Origin of the sequence: Pseudomonas extremaustralis, assembly GCF_900102035.1 — a bacterium.
GTDB classification, from domain to species: domain Bacteria; phylum Pseudomonadota; class Gammaproteobacteria; order Pseudomonadales; family Pseudomonadaceae; genus Aquipseudomonas; species Aquipseudomonas extremaustralis.
This window is the reverse complement of record NZ_LT629689.1, coordinates 4,755,020-4,769,204: the sequence shown is the minus strand read 5'-3', so window position 1 is coordinate 4,769,204 and position 14,185 is coordinate 4,755,020. Positions and strand designations below refer to the sequence as shown.

Here is a 14,185-nt window from a genome sequence, read left to right as displayed (position 1 = left end):
CCCCACTGCGATCTTTCGGGGATTCAGTGGGCGATAGTCGAAACCTATTGAAGCAGACCAAATTCTAGGAAAGATTCGGACTTTCATGAAAATTGCTCCTACCTCACGCGTGATATATGGAAAGAATCCGCTTGCGGAAGTCGTATGCCAGATACGGTTTCAGCGCTTGGAACTCCCAGCGACCGTGCTTGAGCAGCTCCAGAAGACCCTAAAAGATCGCGGTTACATTCAGCGCCATGATGAGTCTTCGTTCAACGTGGTAATTGAGCCCGTCAAAGAGGGTGCTTCTCCTGTCCCCCGAATTGTTGAAGGCGATAGCATTCATCACCTCTCTCAGCCGGACGGAAGCTCCAAGGTATCGATATCTCGAGAGTTCATTGCTTTCACCTCTACTAATTACAAAAGCTGGGACGAATACCTTCCTTGTTTGCTTCAGGCTGTGACAGATTTCAACAACGAAATTGGCACGCTAGCCGTAACACGTATCGGGCTTCGGTACCGAGACGTGATAGAGAGGTCAGTGCTCGGCCTTGAGGGAACGCCGTGGCACGAGTTGATTAAACCTTTCCTGCTCGGCCCCCTTGCCAATAAGGCCCTTTGCGAGGAAGGTGAAGTAGATGAGGATGCGTTTGAAAGCCAGGTTTCCCAGTGCCTAATGCGTTTGGACGGTTGTAGCTTGCTGCTTCAGACTTCGTTACTGACTTCTGTTGCGGACGCTTCCAAAGCGTTCCTCATTGACGCTGATTTTTTTCATGAAATGGATAGCAATGAAGAATGTGGCAACGCCGCCACTTCTTCAAAAGAGCTAGTCGCGTTGTTAGAGACGTTGCATAGCAATGCTGGCGCTCTTTTTCGGCGAGCCATAACGGAGAAGCTCCATGACGCTCTCAGCCCTCAGTAACAATGCGTGGCTTTCTACCGAGATATCGAGCCGAGAGACTAATCGTCGGTATAGCACGAAAGTCGATATTGGCCGCACCTCCGGGATCGCGGAGGTTCCTCAGTACCTGCGCCAGTTCAAAGATGTGGTGTTCTTGGTTGGGAGCTACTACTCCGGTACAGAAAAGAATCTGAAGACGTATCTAAAATCAAGCCATAAATCAGCGACCTACAGTAAGCTGCGCGCGCTGATCTCGACAGAAAATAGCTCGGCAGACTTGGACAGCCTGACCATTACCGCTGAAACGGCGTTAGAGGCCGTACTCGAGTTTGGGCCTGGGATCATTCCGGCCAATGACTTAGACGGGATTCATGTTCATGGTGAGCAACTCGCTACACTGCTCCGTGTTACTTACTCATGGCGCAAGGAAATTCCGGGGTGGGATCACGCACTGGGTGTAGCCAAACTGAGGTTGGCCGAGCAGGGGATAGACCCTGATGACGCACTCTACGGAATGATCTAAGAGCCTATAAATGGTATTCGGCACTGTAAATAACGTGGTACTGCCCGAGCATGAGATTGCACTTGCTCTTTTCCATAGCGATTTGGGTGGTGGGCACCTGGGCATCATATTCAATGAGAAAGGAAATGAGCTGAGGGTAGTGGAGCTCGGTTGGCACCATGCATTTTACGTGTCCGAAATCCCCCATCGAAAGTGCGGTATCGCAATCCCTATAGCATTGCCGCCGAAAGCGGGGAAATCGGTTATCGCGGTGGTTCGAGCAGTGTCACGGAAAAAGCCGAAAATTTCCTATGGCATTGACTTTATTGCCTCAAAAGGCTCATTCGTAGGAACTACATATACTCCCCCCAAGGGCAGTGACGGTCTCACATGTGCTTCCTTCGTCCTTGAAGTGCTGAGATCTGCTGCAGTCCCGCTCATACGTGAAGAAACTTGGACAGATCGCGATGCCAATCGAAAGTGGGCGGCTGATGTCATCATGTTATTGAGGCAGCATGGGGCAGATGACAAGCATGTTGCGGCTGTAGAGAAGAATGTGAACGGGCTTCGTTTGATCCCTTTTGAGCTGGCTGCTGCGGCATCGCTACCCATTGAAAAACGACCAGCTTCGTACACAGATGTTCAGGAGACTGCTGAAGAGTTACGAGGCCAGCTCAATACAGCTTGCCCGGCTCCACCTAACCAACCTGTAGGTATGGTCCTCCGTGCGGGTTGAGCAACGACTCTTGCCGATAGCTCCATGAGCATTTTTTGGTAAGCGCCTGATGATTGAAAAGCGTGCTTATTCATTCTGATGCAGTCGACGTGCGGTCAACTGATCGACTCAAGAACAATCCAAGCGTTAATGTCCTCATATAATTCTTGTGCTTGCTGGGTAAGCTTTTGAGTCGCGTAATCCGGGCGGGTTTTTCGCGAGCGCTCATCAGAAAGCTTACTCGCCGTGAGATCATATTCTTTGATGCAATACATGGCCCATGAACGTGCACTCCGGGGGGCTTCGATGTGAACAGCGAGATTGTTGTATCGTTGCCTGTAGCCTTCAGCTAGCGCCCTCCTGAGAGCTCCTGTCACCTCCACTACCCTGTTATCTGGTATGCATAGTGCACCATGAATGTGGGCAGGATGATTTTCTGTGCGCCCGGTGTGATTGAATTCCAGATTGAAAGCCTGATCGGTCGCTATCCCCAATTTCGCCAGCGTTCGCTTGATGATCTCACCGATGTAGTTCGCGGGACCGCGTGGAGCAGCAAGAGCCGCTTGAGCTGTTTCGTGATCGAGCCGGATGGTGATCGTTTTAGCGTCGGGCCTCGTGCACAGATGAAAGATACGAAAGAACTGTTTGATTTCCGGGCTAACAAATTTGGCCCAACCCGGCAGCTCACTGGTTCCTTGATATTCCTGCACCAGCTTCCGAATGAAGGCATCTATCTTCAGTAGCTTCTCTATCTGTAGATGATCAACGTCTGGATGTAGGTCCTTAATAGCTACTACACGCTGCGCATGACTCAAGTAGAAATTAGCGATAAGCCCCGTTCTACCTGGGGTTGATAGTGATCGATCATGACGTTTTGAGCAGCCGCTTTTTGCATTTACTCCAGAGACGGCAAAATCCATCCCGCGTGCAATGATTTGATCCGCCCGGTGAGAAATTGTCTCTTGGTGTTCCAGATGCGGCCTAGAAGAGCTCAGAGGCCTGTATGAAGGCTCTCCAGCAAATAGACCAACCTCTGTGGCCCGATACTCCTGAGGCGCACCAATGATCACTTCGCTAGGATCGGCTGGTAGCTCCAAAGCAAGCTCGACGAGTAGGTCATCCAAGTGTGCAGATTCATCTAGATCGACGTCGATTGGTTGGGGCTGCTCAGTCCAGTCGTCTCCAAAAAGATTTCTGTAAGCTTGCCTCTGCGCCATGCTTTCTGCGTGGCGGTTACGAGCACTGGAGAGCAGGCGAGTTTGAATTTCTAGAACCTCACCCTCCTTGAATGGGCTCTGATGATTGGTCGTCATAGCAGTCTCAATGCCCGGCACGGATCCGGGCAGATTTTCATTTTCGTGGTTCCCTGGTTGTCGCCAGGGGGGTGAGCGTCTTTTCCTGGTTCTAAGGCTTTGACAGATGGAAGGTCAGTATCAGGTCACTTCACTATCAAAGCCTTCGATGACGATGTCGTCGTCTTCATCCGCCAGTCGTTTATTCCAGGCTTCATCTTCTTTTGATTCGAGCCAACGTATTGTTTCGGTCTCGCCTTCGATAGCTTCAGCATCTCCATTTTGTTCTGCATCCTCTCTGCGTTGCTCAGCTCTGAGTTTTGCAACGTCGTACTCCGTCATGATGCGAATCTGAAGTTCGGGCATCTCCTCGACGTCCAGCGCCATGTTCATCCGTTCTAACGGGAGTGCACGCTGGTATACGTCCTGAGTAAGCTTGAGAGTGGTGGCGCTTGCGGCGAGAGCTCGGAGGGAGGCGATGTCTCCTGGATCAAGTTGGTCGACGGCCATCGAGAGCTTTCTTCTTATCTGCTGACTGATTGCTAGGTCGTCCATCACCAAGGACGCCGCCTTCATCTGAACCTGCTCTAGGGCGAACGCAGCGTTCAGCATGTCCTCTCTGGCTTTTGCGATTAGCTTCTGTTGGGTAGCGCCAGCGACGGCTGTATTCGCTTTCAAAATGCGTTGGGTGGTGCTCACGCTGAGAGCTAGCTCATGCGCGATTGAGGGAATGGTATATCCCGCTTCTCTCAGAATGACTGCTTGCGCGTTTTGGTCTGGCGTTGCTTTTTTACCCGCCATGTCACACCTCGTCATCGAAATTGCGCAGCACGGTGGGTCTTGGCGGTAGCTTAGCTATGGCGAGCAATTCGCCTTCGAGTCTCTCCCAGTTACCTGCGACGGTGGCTGTAGGAAAGCCGGACAAGCGGGCGATGTCGTGAATTTGGAATGGAGAGAGCGATACGACCGGGGTGCCGGAGGCTCTCAGTGCCTCTATGAGCGAATTAGCGATGGCTTGGCGCGTATGGCTGCGCTGGGTGATGCTCGCTGCAGGTTGGTTGCGGCAAGGTCTAGGCGAGCTGATGCCGTTCTTCCGGCAAAGGTGGTAGGCAGAGTCTTTCGTCCAGCGGATGCCGTCAGTGCGGGGATTACTGTTGTTCAGATGTTGCGCGAGGCGTCTGTAGGAACTGATTGGGTTCTTGAGGAAGTCACGTGCGTTGTCTTCTAAGGTGCTCATAGTGGTGTTTCCTAGGTTTGGATCGTTGGTAAGCGTTCATGAAGTGCGACTCTCGTTTTGTTTATGGTTGATCTGCTTCTAGGAGCAGTGAGCTGATCATATGGCGCTCAGGATTTAGCGTCTAGCGTTTACTTCATAAATATCAATTGCTTGCAAGCGTTTATTCGTACTTTATCGGTTTTTTGTCGTTACACCTTTTCTTGGCCCGACATCAGTGTCGAAGGCATTCAACAATCTGAACAAACTAATGGTCCTGAAGCAAAAAGCCCGCATCTAGGCGGGCTCTGTTGAATATCTGTCTGATCACGCTTTAAGTGTGCGCTTGATGCGGTAGACCGTCGCGACGCCACACTCGGCCATCTTCGCAACCTCATCAGCGGAGGCCAGTGGATGCTTTGTCAGGATGCTCTCGACCTTCTTCCACTTGTCCGCGTTCTTGCTCTTGCCGGTGGGCTTCCAGTCAGGTTCAGCGGCTTGCTTGTTCTGTATGCCCTGACGGATGCGTTCCACACGTTTCTCTTGGTCAAGGCGCGCCATGGTTGCCATCAAGTCAATCAGCATGCCGTTGACAACCTCCATGATTTGGCCGGTGATGCCGGTATCCTGCACCAGCAGGTGGCTGGTAGGTAGATCGGCAATCACCAGCCGTAAACCTTTGGCTTCAATCGTGGCTTTCAAGGACTTCCAATCTGATTGGGAGAGTCGAGTGAGTCTGTCCACAGATTCGCAGAGGCAGATGTCTCCAGGGGCGGCGGCTTCGAGCATGGCGAGTAATTGAGGACGATCAAGCTTTGTCCCGCTGATGTTCTCTGCATAGATGCCCGCAACAACTAGCCCTTTGTCCGCAGCGAACGCTTCCAGTGCGGTCTTGGCTCTGTTGGCGTCTTGATCCTTGGTGGATGCTCGGAGATAGAGGTGGGCGTTCATGGTTGACTATCCTTTAAACTTAAATTCGATAGATCAATGATAATGCTATCGTTAGTCTATCTGCAATAGTTATTTGATAGCTCTCGGCTAAAGGCTGTCCCCCTATCAAACCTGTCTACTTCATTGATAGCGGTGCTAGGGTTGTCTATGAAATCGAATCTGCAAATTTCGATAGACGATAGTTAGGTATCGTGCAGCTAGGCCAGCACCGGCGGAGTTCGACCGAATACTGCTTTTCTCCAAGGGCAGCTAGGGCGCAGCCCTCAGTGACCGGCGCAACGTTCGTTCTTGAGCATTTGCTATGTGATTCTTCTTGGCGAATCAGAGGTGTTTCGATAGTCTCCTGCGAATTCAGCGTACTTGGCAGGGCTAAATTCAAGGAAGGCTCAGAATGAACGAAGGCCGTGAGAAGCTCGTGATTTTAGGTTTCATAGGTGTGGTAGTTCTTTGCCTGGGCGGCGTTGGATTCGCGAGTTGGCTGGGGGAAAAAAACAAGGCGGAGACCTTCGCTAAAGAGCGGAGTGATAACTGCATGCGGGGTTTGAAAGAAAAAGCTCATTACCCATCCAAAGTCGCGTTTCTAGGACAGGCTGAGAAATCAGACCTACTAATAAGTGGGCGTGTTGAATTTATGAATGGTTTCGGGGCGATGATCCCCTTTAAATATGAGTGCTCGTTTTACCTTTCATCATCAGCACTGCTGAAAGAAGCTTTTCTGAGGCCGGATGGTAGCTGACATACCCTTTCGCTGTGGCTTGTCGCGCAGGTAGGCGAGTCAAGAAGCATAGGGGAAGCAAGCTGCCATCGAAACCGAATGGCGCGAAAGCCTCGTCAAGGCGCGTTGAGCCTCCGCTTACGCAATAGAGAAGCGAAATAACAGTCATCTCTCAGCAGGTATTTCTCGCTGGTTCAGCCCATGTTTTTCTCGGTGTCGCTCTACACTCGTTAGTAGCTTTTGACCCAGGCGGCTCTCAAAGTCGGAGTATGTGATGCCCGTAAGAATGGCTGGAAATTGCACGGTGTGCAGCGTCTCATACTTGTTTTGGAGGTAGATCCCGAGTCCGTAGTCGTCGGCCTGTGACTTACTTTTTTTGGCATGCCCGGTGAAGGTTTCTAGGAGGGATCTAGCTTCAAGGCCTGTGTTTCGCACCAGATCGATGAAGGTATGCCGAAAGGAGTGAAATTTCTTGTTGTCCGGCTTACCATCCTCTAATCGCTTGCGGATACCGATGTTAAAAAAGTAGCCACCTTGTGGGGTGCTTTTGCTGGGCATGCGAGTAAAGAAGGTAGTGGCATTACCTCCCCATCCTTTCGTTGGGTTGTACGTTAGTCCGTCTGAAAAAAGTTTCTCCCGACCTTCACTGCGCGCTTGGCTAATGAAGTCTAAGAAGCCTGCGCCGATGAGTTGTTCGTGAACTGGAACGAATCGCCGACTTGACTGATTTTTCAGTGCTTTAGGATGGGGCTTGTCCTCTTCATCGTCGGTAATGCTGATGAACCATAATCCGGTTTCAGCGTCTTGAGCGATGTCATCTAGGTCAAGTTGGCAAATTTCGTTGAGCCTGCTGCCCGTAAAAATTCCGAGCAGCGGGAGCCAGAACTGGTAAGGGAACACCAGCTCAATCGCACCGACGTCGGATCCTGAGTACAGGTAGCCGGAGAAAATTGCGTTGAGATCTGTTCTTGTAAAAGGCCGTAGATCGTCTAGCTGCTCTTCGATGGTACGGGCGATTTTTTTGGATACGACTGGCTTCTCGGTCATGGCCGGATCAACTATCGTCAGCCCTTTCTTGTAAGCGAACTTATGCAGTACGCCGAGCCTGACTATCATTTTTTCTACGGTCGCGCCGTGCAGTCGCTCTTCGCCGGGCTTCGCCAGAATTGACTCAATTGGGGAGCCTGGTGCAGGTATCGTTCCGCCTCGCACGGTTTTAATCTGTGAGGTGAGTAAGTAGAGCTGGTCAATTTCTTTGAGTGTGAGAGAGCCGAACGGTTTGTTGCCGCTAAGGATGCAGAGCCTGGATGCGTGTCCATGTTCATCTCTGTGTGCGCTTAGCGATTTTTTCTTATTGAGCCTTCTCTCTGTTTCCCGTTGAAGCTCCCAAAGCTCGTATAAGGTTGGTCCGTTTGGCGGTGGCTCTGTTTGCGAACTAGGCGGAGCTGACGTCGCACCTGCTTGAGCTGGAGTGCGGAGCTGTTGCAGCGCCAAGCTGTCTATGAGCTTCGGCAACAGCTTTATAAACTGAGGGCGTGGCAGGCTGAGACTGGCTGTATAAAGGCTCTCTGCGAACTCTCGCTGCCTTTCAGGGATGGTTCGCTTAGCATGGCCGGTTAACGCCTTCGCGATGTCACTGCGTCTTAGCTGCGCCTCTAGTTCGTGCCATTCTTCTTCTGTGATCGCTGATTTGTAGGCTGCCACGGGCTCAGCCGAATTGCTTGAGTGTGAGTTCCAAAACTCAGCTTCGCTAGCTTTGTTGAGCTGTTCCATGAACAGTTCAAGGTCATCATCTGATGGCTCGTAATCATCTTGGTCAACCACACCTAGCACCTTGTCAAAAGCGGCTTCAAAGCGTGCAGCGTATTGCCGTGCGCGTCGAAGCGCCAGCCGTAAGCTGTCTGTCTTTAGGGATCGTCGGATTTCGCGTTGGGCGCCAAATGCAGAGCGCAAAGGCTTCGGTATTACCACGCGAAAGTAATACGTTCCATGACGGCTGATGGTGAGGTATGCGGGTTGGGTTGGCATGGTTGGCACCGTTGCGATGCCCCACCTAAAAGCACCATGCAGTGCCTCACTGGCCTTCCAGGCCCTCTCTTGTCGATAACTGTATATCAAACAAGCAGTTACAGAAAATGGTGCACCCGGCGGGATTCGAACCCACGACCCCTGCCTTCGGAGGGCAGTACTCTATCCAGCTGAGCTACGGATGCTTGTGCGGGCGACATCATACCCATGTCGACCTTGGGCGTCCATGCTGGTCTTTGGCCGTTTCCAGGTAGGAATTTGTCCTGATAGAAGCCCTGCGCCGGGCGGTGGGGATCAGCGGCGTGGAACCGGGCCTGGGTACGCTGATCAGAAAAGTCGGGCAAATGCGCGGTTTTCGTTCTTTTTTTCGAACAGACTATTGCCCTGTACCCCCATTGATCCTAGGATTCGTTTGAGATTTCAAACGCTCTGTCTCCCGTGTGCTCTTTTACTTATCGCGCGCGCTGGGGCTGATTTCCCTGACGGCAGCCCACAAGGCGCCTTTCTACAACTCTAATTCGCTCCGCGTGCGCGCGGTGCTGTTAAGGAAAGCCGACATGCAGCTTAAAGATGCCCAGTTGTTCCGCCAGCAAGCCTTTATCGACGGTGCTTGGGTCGATGCGGACAACGGTCAGACCATCAAGGTCAACAACCCGGCCACGGGAGAGATTCTCGGCACTGTGCCGAAGATGGGAGCCGCGGAAACCCGTCGCGCCATCGACGCCGCCGACAAGGCCTTGCCGGCCTGGCGTGCGCTGACCGCCAAGGAGCGCGCCAACAAGCTGCGCCGTTGGTTCGAGCTGATCATCGAGAACCAGGACGACCTGGCACGCTTGATGACCCTGGAGCAGGGCAAGCCGTTGGCCGAAGCCAAGGGCGAAATTGTCTATGCCGCGTCCTTTATCGAGTGGTTCGCCGAAGAAGCCAAGCGCATCTACGGTGATGTGATTCCCGGCCACCAGCCCGACAAGCGCCTGATCGTGATCAAGCAGCCGATCGGCGTGACCGCTGCGATCACCCCGTGGAACTTCCCGGCCGCGATGATTACCCGTAAAGCCGGCCCGGCCCTGGCCGCCGGTTGCACCATGGTGCTCAAGCCTGCGTCGCAAACACCGTTCTCCGCGTTCGCCCTGGCTGAACTGGCCCAGCGCGCCGGCATTCCGAAAGGCGTGTTCAGCGTAGTCTCCGGCAGCGCCGGCGACATCGGCAGCGAGCTGACCAGCAACCCGATCGTGCGTAAATTGTCCTTCACCGGCTCGACCGAAATCGGTCGCCAGTTGATGGCCGAATGCGCCAAGGACATCAAGAAAGTGTCCCTGGAACTGGGCGGCAACGCACCGTTCATCGTGTTCGACGACGCCGACCTGGATAAGGCCGTCGAAGGCGCGATCATCTCCAAGTACCGCAACAACGGCCAGACCTGCGTCTGCGCCAACCGTCTGTACATCCAAGATGGGGTGTACGACGCATTCGCCGAAAAACTCAAGGTGGCCGTGGCCAAGCTCAAGATCGGCAACGGTCTGGAAGAAGGCACCACCACTGGCCCGCTGATCGACGGCAAAGCCGTGGCCAAGGTCCAGGAACACATCGCTGATGCCCTGGCCAAAGGCGCTACGCTGCTGGCCGGTGGCAAGGTCATGGAAGGTAACTTCTTCGAGCCGACCATCCTGACCAACGTGCCGAAAAACGCTGCGGTGGCCAAGGAAGAAACCTTCGGCCCACTGGCGCCGCTGTTCCGTTTCAAGGACGAAGCCGAAGTGATCGCGATGTCCAACGACACCGAATTCGGCCTGGCTTCCTACTTCTATGCACGTGACCTGGGCCGTGTATTCCGTGTGGCCGAAGCCCTGGAATACGGCATGGTCGGCGTCAACACCGGGTTGATCTCCAACGAAGTGGCACCGTTCGGCGGCATCAAGGCTTCGGGCCTGGGCCGTGAAGGTTCCAAGTACGGGATCGAAGATTACCTGGAAATCAAATACCTCTGCCTGGGCATCTAAGCCCGGCAAGAGATTGCAGTAAACGCAAAGGGCACGAGAGCGCTGACCCTTTGCGTGTTCCACACCGTTATTCGTAGCGGCCGGGAACGCTGTGGCAGTCGATCATCGCATGCTGCCGTAGTTGCCTCCCTGCCACGTATTCCTTGGACCGCGCCACCCGATGAGTGGCGAATGAGGACTTTATGAGCAAGACCAACGCATCCCTGATGAAACGCCGCGAAGCCGCTGTACCACGCGGTGTTGGCCAGATTCACCCGATCTTCGCCGACCACGCGAAGAACTCCACAGTGACCGACGTTGAAGGTCGCGAGTTCATCGACTTCGCCGGCGGTATCGCCGTGCTGAACACTGGTCACGTGCACCCGAAAGTCATTGCCGCCGTGACCGCGCAGCTGAACAAGCTGACCCACACCTGCTTCCAGGTACTGGCCTACGAGCCCTACGTGGAACTGTGCGAAAAAATCAACGCCAAGGTCCCAGGTGATTTCGCCAAGAAAACCCTGCTGGTCACCACCGGTTCCGAAGCTGTCGAAAACGCCGTGAAAATCGCCCGCGCCGCCACTGGCCGTACCGGCGTGATCGCGTTCACCGGCGCTTACCACGGTCGCACCCTGATGACCCTGGGCCTGACCGGTAAAGTCGTGCCTTACTCGGCCGGCATGGGCCTGATGCCAGGCGGTATCTTCCGTGCGCTGTACCCGAACGAACTGCACGGTGTGAGCGTCGACGACTCCATCGCCAGCATCGAACGCATCTTCAAGAACGATGCCGAGCCACGTGATATCGCCGCCATCATCATCGAGCCGGTACAGGGCGAAGGCGGTTTCTACGTCGCGCCTAAAGCCTTCATGAAGCGCCTGCGTGAACTGTGTGACAAGCACGGCATCCTGCTGATCGCCGACGAAGTGCAAACCGGTGCCGGCCGTACTGGTACCTTCTTCGCCATGGAACAGATGGGCGTGACCGCCGACCTGACCACCTTCGCCAAATCCATCGCTGGCGGCTTCCCGTTGGCCGGTGTGTGCGGCAAGGCCGAATACATGGATGCCATCGCACCAGGCGGCCTGGGCGGCACCTACGCCGGTAGCCCGATCGCTTGCGCCGCGGCCCTGGCCGTACTGGAAGTGTTCGAAGAAGAGCACCTGCTGGAGCGCTGCAAGGCTGTCGGCGAGCGTCTGGTCACCGGCCTCAAGGCTATCCAGGCCAAGTACCCGGTGATCGGCGATGTGCGTGCCCTGGGCGCGATGATCGCGATCGAGCTGTTCGAAGGCGGTGACATTCACAAGCCAAACGCCGCTGCCGTCGCCGCCGTGGTGGCCAAGGCGCGTGAAAAAGGCCTAATCCTGCTGTCCTGCGGTCCTTACGGCAACGTGCTGCGCGTCCTGGTACCGCTGACTGCGCCGGACGAGCAACTGGACAAAGGTTTGGCGATCCTCGAAGAGTGCTTCTCCGAGCTGTAAGCTCGATCTGATCCGCTCGACAGAAGAAACCCCGCCTCGGCGGGGTTTTTTTGTGCACTTTGCAGCACATTCAGGCCAGGTTCATTGTCAGCGGGCGGCGCTATGTCTAAGGTGCAGGCATTGCCGATGGAGCGTGCTGGATGAGTGCTGTTGATTTACCGGCTGTACCCCGAGTGCTGATTGCCGAGGCAGACCCCTGGTCACGGGACCTGCTCAAACAGGTTTTATTGGCGGTACGCTGCGACGCACGGCTGGATGTGTGCGGCGATGGACAGCAGGCCGCTACGCTGCTGCGCGAAAAGGCCTACGATTTGGTCCTGGCGGATTGGGAGCTGCCGGGCATCGACGGCTTGAGCCTGCTGCGCAACGTGCGTCAGAAACGCCGCTCTCCCGCGCTGCCGTTTATCCTGCTGAGCAGCCGCAATGACAGCGCCAGTGTGCGCGAAGTGCTGCCTCTGGCGCCCACGGCCTACCTGACCAAACCCTTGAACATGGAAGGCCTGACCCAGCGTCTGCAAGACCTGCTGCTCAACGAAGGCGAAAGCGTGTATTGCGAGATACCGCCGCTGGCGCCCGGCATGAGCTTGTCGGGGTTTCTGGAGCGCCGCCGCGACGCGTGCGATGGTGCGCCGTTGTGGGTCGACGTCAAGGCTGCCGTTGACCGCAGCCTTGGGCCCGATGGCCTGAATCTCAAGCGCCTGGAAGACCAAGTGCGCATGGACCCGCAAATCACCGCCGTGCTGATCGCCGCCGCCAACAGCGCCGGCAATCACGGCACCCCCGTGCAAACCCTGGCGGCCGCCATGCACACGCTGGCGGCCGGGCAAAGCATGAACCTGATCCTCGGCATGGCCCTCAAGCACAATGTGGTGCTGGGCGATCCGGCGCTGGTGGCTTACGCCGAGCGTCACTGGCAACTGTCCCAGGACACCGCCGAGCATGCCCGCCGCCTGGCGCGCCTGCTGGAGCTGGACCAGGAGCGTTGCTACAGCGCCGGTATCCTGCACCGTCTGGGCGACCTGGCGTTGTTGCGCTGCCTGGAAGACTGGCGTCAGGGCGGCGGTGCGTTGGATGACGAAGTCATCGGCGAATCCCTCTATGCCTTTGGTGCCGCCTATGGCTCGTCCCTGCGCGCCCGTTGGCGTTTGCCGTTGGAGTTGCGCCAGTTGATTGCGGCGATCTATTCCCTGGAAGGTGGGGTGTATTCGCGGGAGGCGCTGGTGGTGAACCTGGCGGCGCAAATGGCGCGCTTGACCGAATATGAAGGGCTGGAAGCACTGGCCAGGAGCAAGACCGCGCGCTTGCTGAAAGTGGGGTTGTCCGAGTTGATGCGGGTGCGCAAAGCCTAGCCTCAGCCGGCGAGCACGCGGTTCTTGCCCAGGCGCTTGGCCTCGTACATCGCTGTATCGGCGCGGGCGAACAGGTTGTCCAGGGTGGTGTCCTGCTCGGTGAGGTTGGCCAGGCCCTGGCTGATCGTCACGCCGAACGCTTGGCCCTCGTAGTTGAAACTCAGGTTTTGAATCTCTTTGCCCAGGCGTTCTGCCACGAGCAATGCCATCTCGGGTACGCAGCCGGGCAGCACGACGGCAAACTCTTCGCCGCCAATACGTCCGAACAGATCGCCACGGCGCAATATCCCGCGACCGCTCTCGGCGATACGCCGCAGTACCTGGTCGCCCTCCAGATGGCCATAGGAGTCGTTGACTTCCTTGAAGTCATCGATGTCCAGCAGCAGGAAGGCCAACGGCGCGCCTTGGGCGCAGGCCGTGTCGAAGGCCTGGTTGGCGCATTCGAAGAAGTGCCGGCGGTTACTGGTCTGGGTCAGCACGTCGGTGGTGGCTAGGCGATGCAGCTCCAGTTCCAGTTGTTTCTTTTCGGTGATGTCCTCGGCGATGCCCACCACGATCACCGGCTTGCCAGGCTCGACCTGCTGGTTGATGTAGCACTTGTCGCTCAGCCAGCGGATCTGCCCATCCGCAGTGATGATGCGGTATTCGCGGTCTTCCACGGTGCCTTGCTCCAGTACGCGGGCGAGGCTGCGTTCGGCGTAGTCGAGGTCTTCGGGGTGGATGCTGTTGCGCCATTCGCGATAGTCGGCCAGCAGCAGGCTGGCGGAACGCCCGAATACCCGCTCGTAGGCCGGGCTCACGTAGAGCACGCGGCGCGTCTCCCAATCGATGGCCCAGAGCACGGCATTCACGCTGATCAGCAGCGAACTCAACAGCTGCTCACGTTCACTCAGCCGCTCGACTTCACCCTGGGCATGCATCAGCTCCAGCAGGGTCGCCGCTGCTGCCGGGCGAGGATGTTCGGCTGTCGGGACATCGATCAAGCAGGACTTTTCGTGAACCATCGGCACAACTCTCTCTGGGCGCGCCGCGGGATTTAGCAGCGGTCACTACAAGGGGCCACCATGATGGCGAAGTGTT

Annotated in this window: 13 protein-coding genes and 1 tRNA gene; 7 read left to right on the top strand and 7 right to left on the bottom strand. The window is 55.7% G+C overall.

Annotated elements, in window-relative coordinates; all coding sequences use genetic code 11:
* The first annotated feature begins 85 nt into the window (after window positions 1–85).
* From BLR63_RS21875 to BLR63_RS31330, 3 genes are read left to right on the top strand one after another with little or no spacing between them, the layout of a single operon-like run.
* Entirely contained in the window at window positions 86–901 is an 816-nt protein-coding gene (locus BLR63_RS21875) for a TIGR04255 family protein (protein ID WP_010565372.1), read from the top strand.
* Window positions 879–1,403, top strand: coding sequence for a hypothetical protein (locus BLR63_RS21870; protein ID WP_010565373.1), 525 nt, complete (start codon window positions 879–881; stop codon window positions 1,401–1,403). The genes BLR63_RS21875 and BLR63_RS21870 overlap by 23 nt, the downstream gene beginning before the upstream one ends.
* A gap of 10 nt (window positions 1,404–1,413) precedes the next feature.
* A complete protein-coding gene (locus tag BLR63_RS31330) occupies window positions 1,414–2,118 on the top strand; it encodes a VOC family protein (RefSeq protein ID WP_130926115.1) in 705 nt (234 codons plus the stop codon).
* Between the two features lie 95 nt (window positions 2,119–2,213).
* Here BLR63_RS31330 and BLR63_RS21860 read toward each other — a convergent pair whose 3' ends face one another.
* From BLR63_RS21860 to BLR63_RS21845, 4 genes are all read right to left on the bottom strand, one after another.
* Window positions 2,214–3,410, bottom strand: coding sequence for a hypothetical protein (locus tag BLR63_RS21860; protein ID WP_010565375.1), 1,197 nt, complete (start codon window positions 3,408–3,410; stop codon window positions 2,214–2,216).
* Between the two features lie 120 nt (window positions 3,411–3,530).
* On the bottom strand, window positions 3,531–4,190 hold the full coding sequence (locus BLR63_RS21855) for a helix-turn-helix domain-containing protein (protein ID WP_010565376.1): 660 nt from the start codon (window positions 4,188–4,190) through the stop codon (window positions 3,531–3,533).
* A 1-nt stretch (window position 4,191) separates the two neighbouring features.
* Entirely contained in the window at window positions 4,192–4,626 is a 435-nt protein-coding gene (locus BLR63_RS21850) for a hypothetical protein (RefSeq protein ID WP_010565377.1), read from the bottom strand.
* Between the two features lie 303 nt (window positions 4,627–4,929).
* A complete protein-coding gene (locus BLR63_RS21845; protein ID WP_010565378.1) occupies window positions 4,930–5,553 on the bottom strand; it encodes a recombinase family protein in 624 nt (207 codons plus the stop codon).
* A gap of 391 nt (window positions 5,554–5,944) precedes the next feature.
* Between BLR63_RS21845 and BLR63_RS21840 the strand changes: the two genes are divergently transcribed.
* On the top strand, window positions 5,945–6,289 hold the full coding sequence (locus tag BLR63_RS21840; RefSeq protein WP_010565379.1) for a hypothetical protein: 345 nt from the start codon (window positions 5,945–5,947) through the stop codon (window positions 6,287–6,289).
* 144 nt (window positions 6,290–6,433) lie between these two features.
* On the opposite strand, the gene BLR63_RS21835 is transcribed toward BLR63_RS21840, so the two are convergent.
* Window positions 6,434–8,296, bottom strand: coding sequence for a site-specific integrase (locus BLR63_RS21835; RefSeq protein ID WP_042946924.1), 1,863 nt, complete (start codon window positions 8,294–8,296; stop codon window positions 6,434–6,436).
* Between the two features lie 108 nt (window positions 8,297–8,404).
* Window positions 8,405–8,481: transfer RNA gene (locus BLR63_RS21830), tRNA-Arg, on the bottom strand.
* Between the two features lie 372 nt (window positions 8,482–8,853).
* Between BLR63_RS21830 and gabD the strand changes: the two genes are divergently transcribed.
* The 3 genes from gabD (at window position 8,854) to BLR63_RS21815 (ending at window position 13,105) form a co-directional block, all read left to right on the top strand.
* Entirely contained in the window at window positions 8,854–10,296 is a 1,443-nt protein-coding gene (gene gabD / locus BLR63_RS21825; RefSeq protein ID WP_010565381.1) for an NADP-dependent succinate-semialdehyde dehydrogenase, read from the top strand.
* Between the two features lie 182 nt (window positions 10,297–10,478).
* Window positions 10,479–11,756, top strand: a complete 1,278-nt coding sequence (gene gabT, locus BLR63_RS21820) for a 4-aminobutyrate--2-oxoglutarate transaminase (RefSeq protein WP_010565382.1) — start codon at window positions 10,479–10,481, stop codon at window positions 11,754–11,756.
* Window positions 11,757–11,896: 140 nt separating this feature from the next.
* Window positions 11,897–13,105 carry an HDOD domain-containing protein gene (locus tag BLR63_RS21815; RefSeq protein WP_010565383.1) on the top strand — a complete coding sequence of 403 codons (1,209 nt, stop codon included), beginning with the start codon at window positions 11,897–11,899 and terminating at the stop codon, window positions 13,103–13,105.
* A gap of 2 nt (window positions 13,106–13,107) precedes the next feature.
* Here the strand turns inward: BLR63_RS21815 and BLR63_RS21810 are convergent, their stop codons facing one another.
* Entirely contained in the window at window positions 13,108–14,109 is a 1,002-nt protein-coding gene (locus tag BLR63_RS21810; protein ID WP_010565384.1) for a sensor domain-containing diguanylate cyclase, read from the bottom strand.
* Window positions 14,110–14,185 lie beyond the last annotated feature (76 nt).

Coding starts and splice junctions, on each gene's coding strand:
- BLR63_RS21875 (WP_010565372.1), top strand. CDS start 86: ATGAAAATTGCTCCTACCTCACGCGTGATATATGGAAAGAATCCGCTT.
- BLR63_RS21870 (WP_010565373.1), top strand. CDS start 879: ATGACGCTCTCAGCCCTCAGTAACAATGCGTGGCTTTCTACCGAGATA.
- BLR63_RS31330 (WP_130926115.1), top strand. CDS start 1,414: ATGGTATTCGGCACTGTAAATAACGTGGTACTGCCCGAGCATGAGATT.
- BLR63_RS21860 (WP_010565375.1), bottom strand. CDS start 3,410: ATGACGACCAATCATCAGAGCCCATTCAAGGAGGGTGAGGTTCTAGAA.
- BLR63_RS21855 (WP_010565376.1), bottom strand. CDS start 4,190: ATGGCGGGTAAAAAAGCAACGCCAGACCAAAACGCGCAAGCAGTCATT.
- BLR63_RS21850 (WP_010565377.1), bottom strand. CDS start 4,626: ATGAGCACCTTAGAAGACAACGCACGTGACTTCCTCAAGAACCCAATC.
- BLR63_RS21845 (WP_010565378.1), bottom strand. CDS start 5,553: ATGAACGCCCACCTCTATCTCCGAGCATCCACCAAGGATCAAGACGCC.
- BLR63_RS21840 (WP_010565379.1), top strand. CDS start 5,945: ATGAACGAAGGCCGTGAGAAGCTCGTGATTTTAGGTTTCATAGGTGTG.
- BLR63_RS21835 (WP_042946924.1), bottom strand. CDS start 8,296: ATGCCAACCCAACCCGCATACCTCACCATCAGCCGTCATGGAACGTAT.
- gabD (WP_010565381.1), top strand. CDS start 8,854: ATGCAGCTTAAAGATGCCCAGTTGTTCCGCCAGCAAGCCTTTATCGAC.
- gabT (WP_010565382.1), top strand. CDS start 10,479: ATGAGCAAGACCAACGCATCCCTGATGAAACGCCGCGAAGCCGCTGTA.
- BLR63_RS21815 (WP_010565383.1), top strand. CDS start 11,897: ATGAGTGCTGTTGATTTACCGGCTGTACCCCGAGTGCTGATTGCCGAG.
- BLR63_RS21810 (WP_010565384.1), bottom strand. CDS start 14,109: ATGGTTCACGAAAAGTCCTGCTTGATCGATGTCCCGACAGCCGAACAT.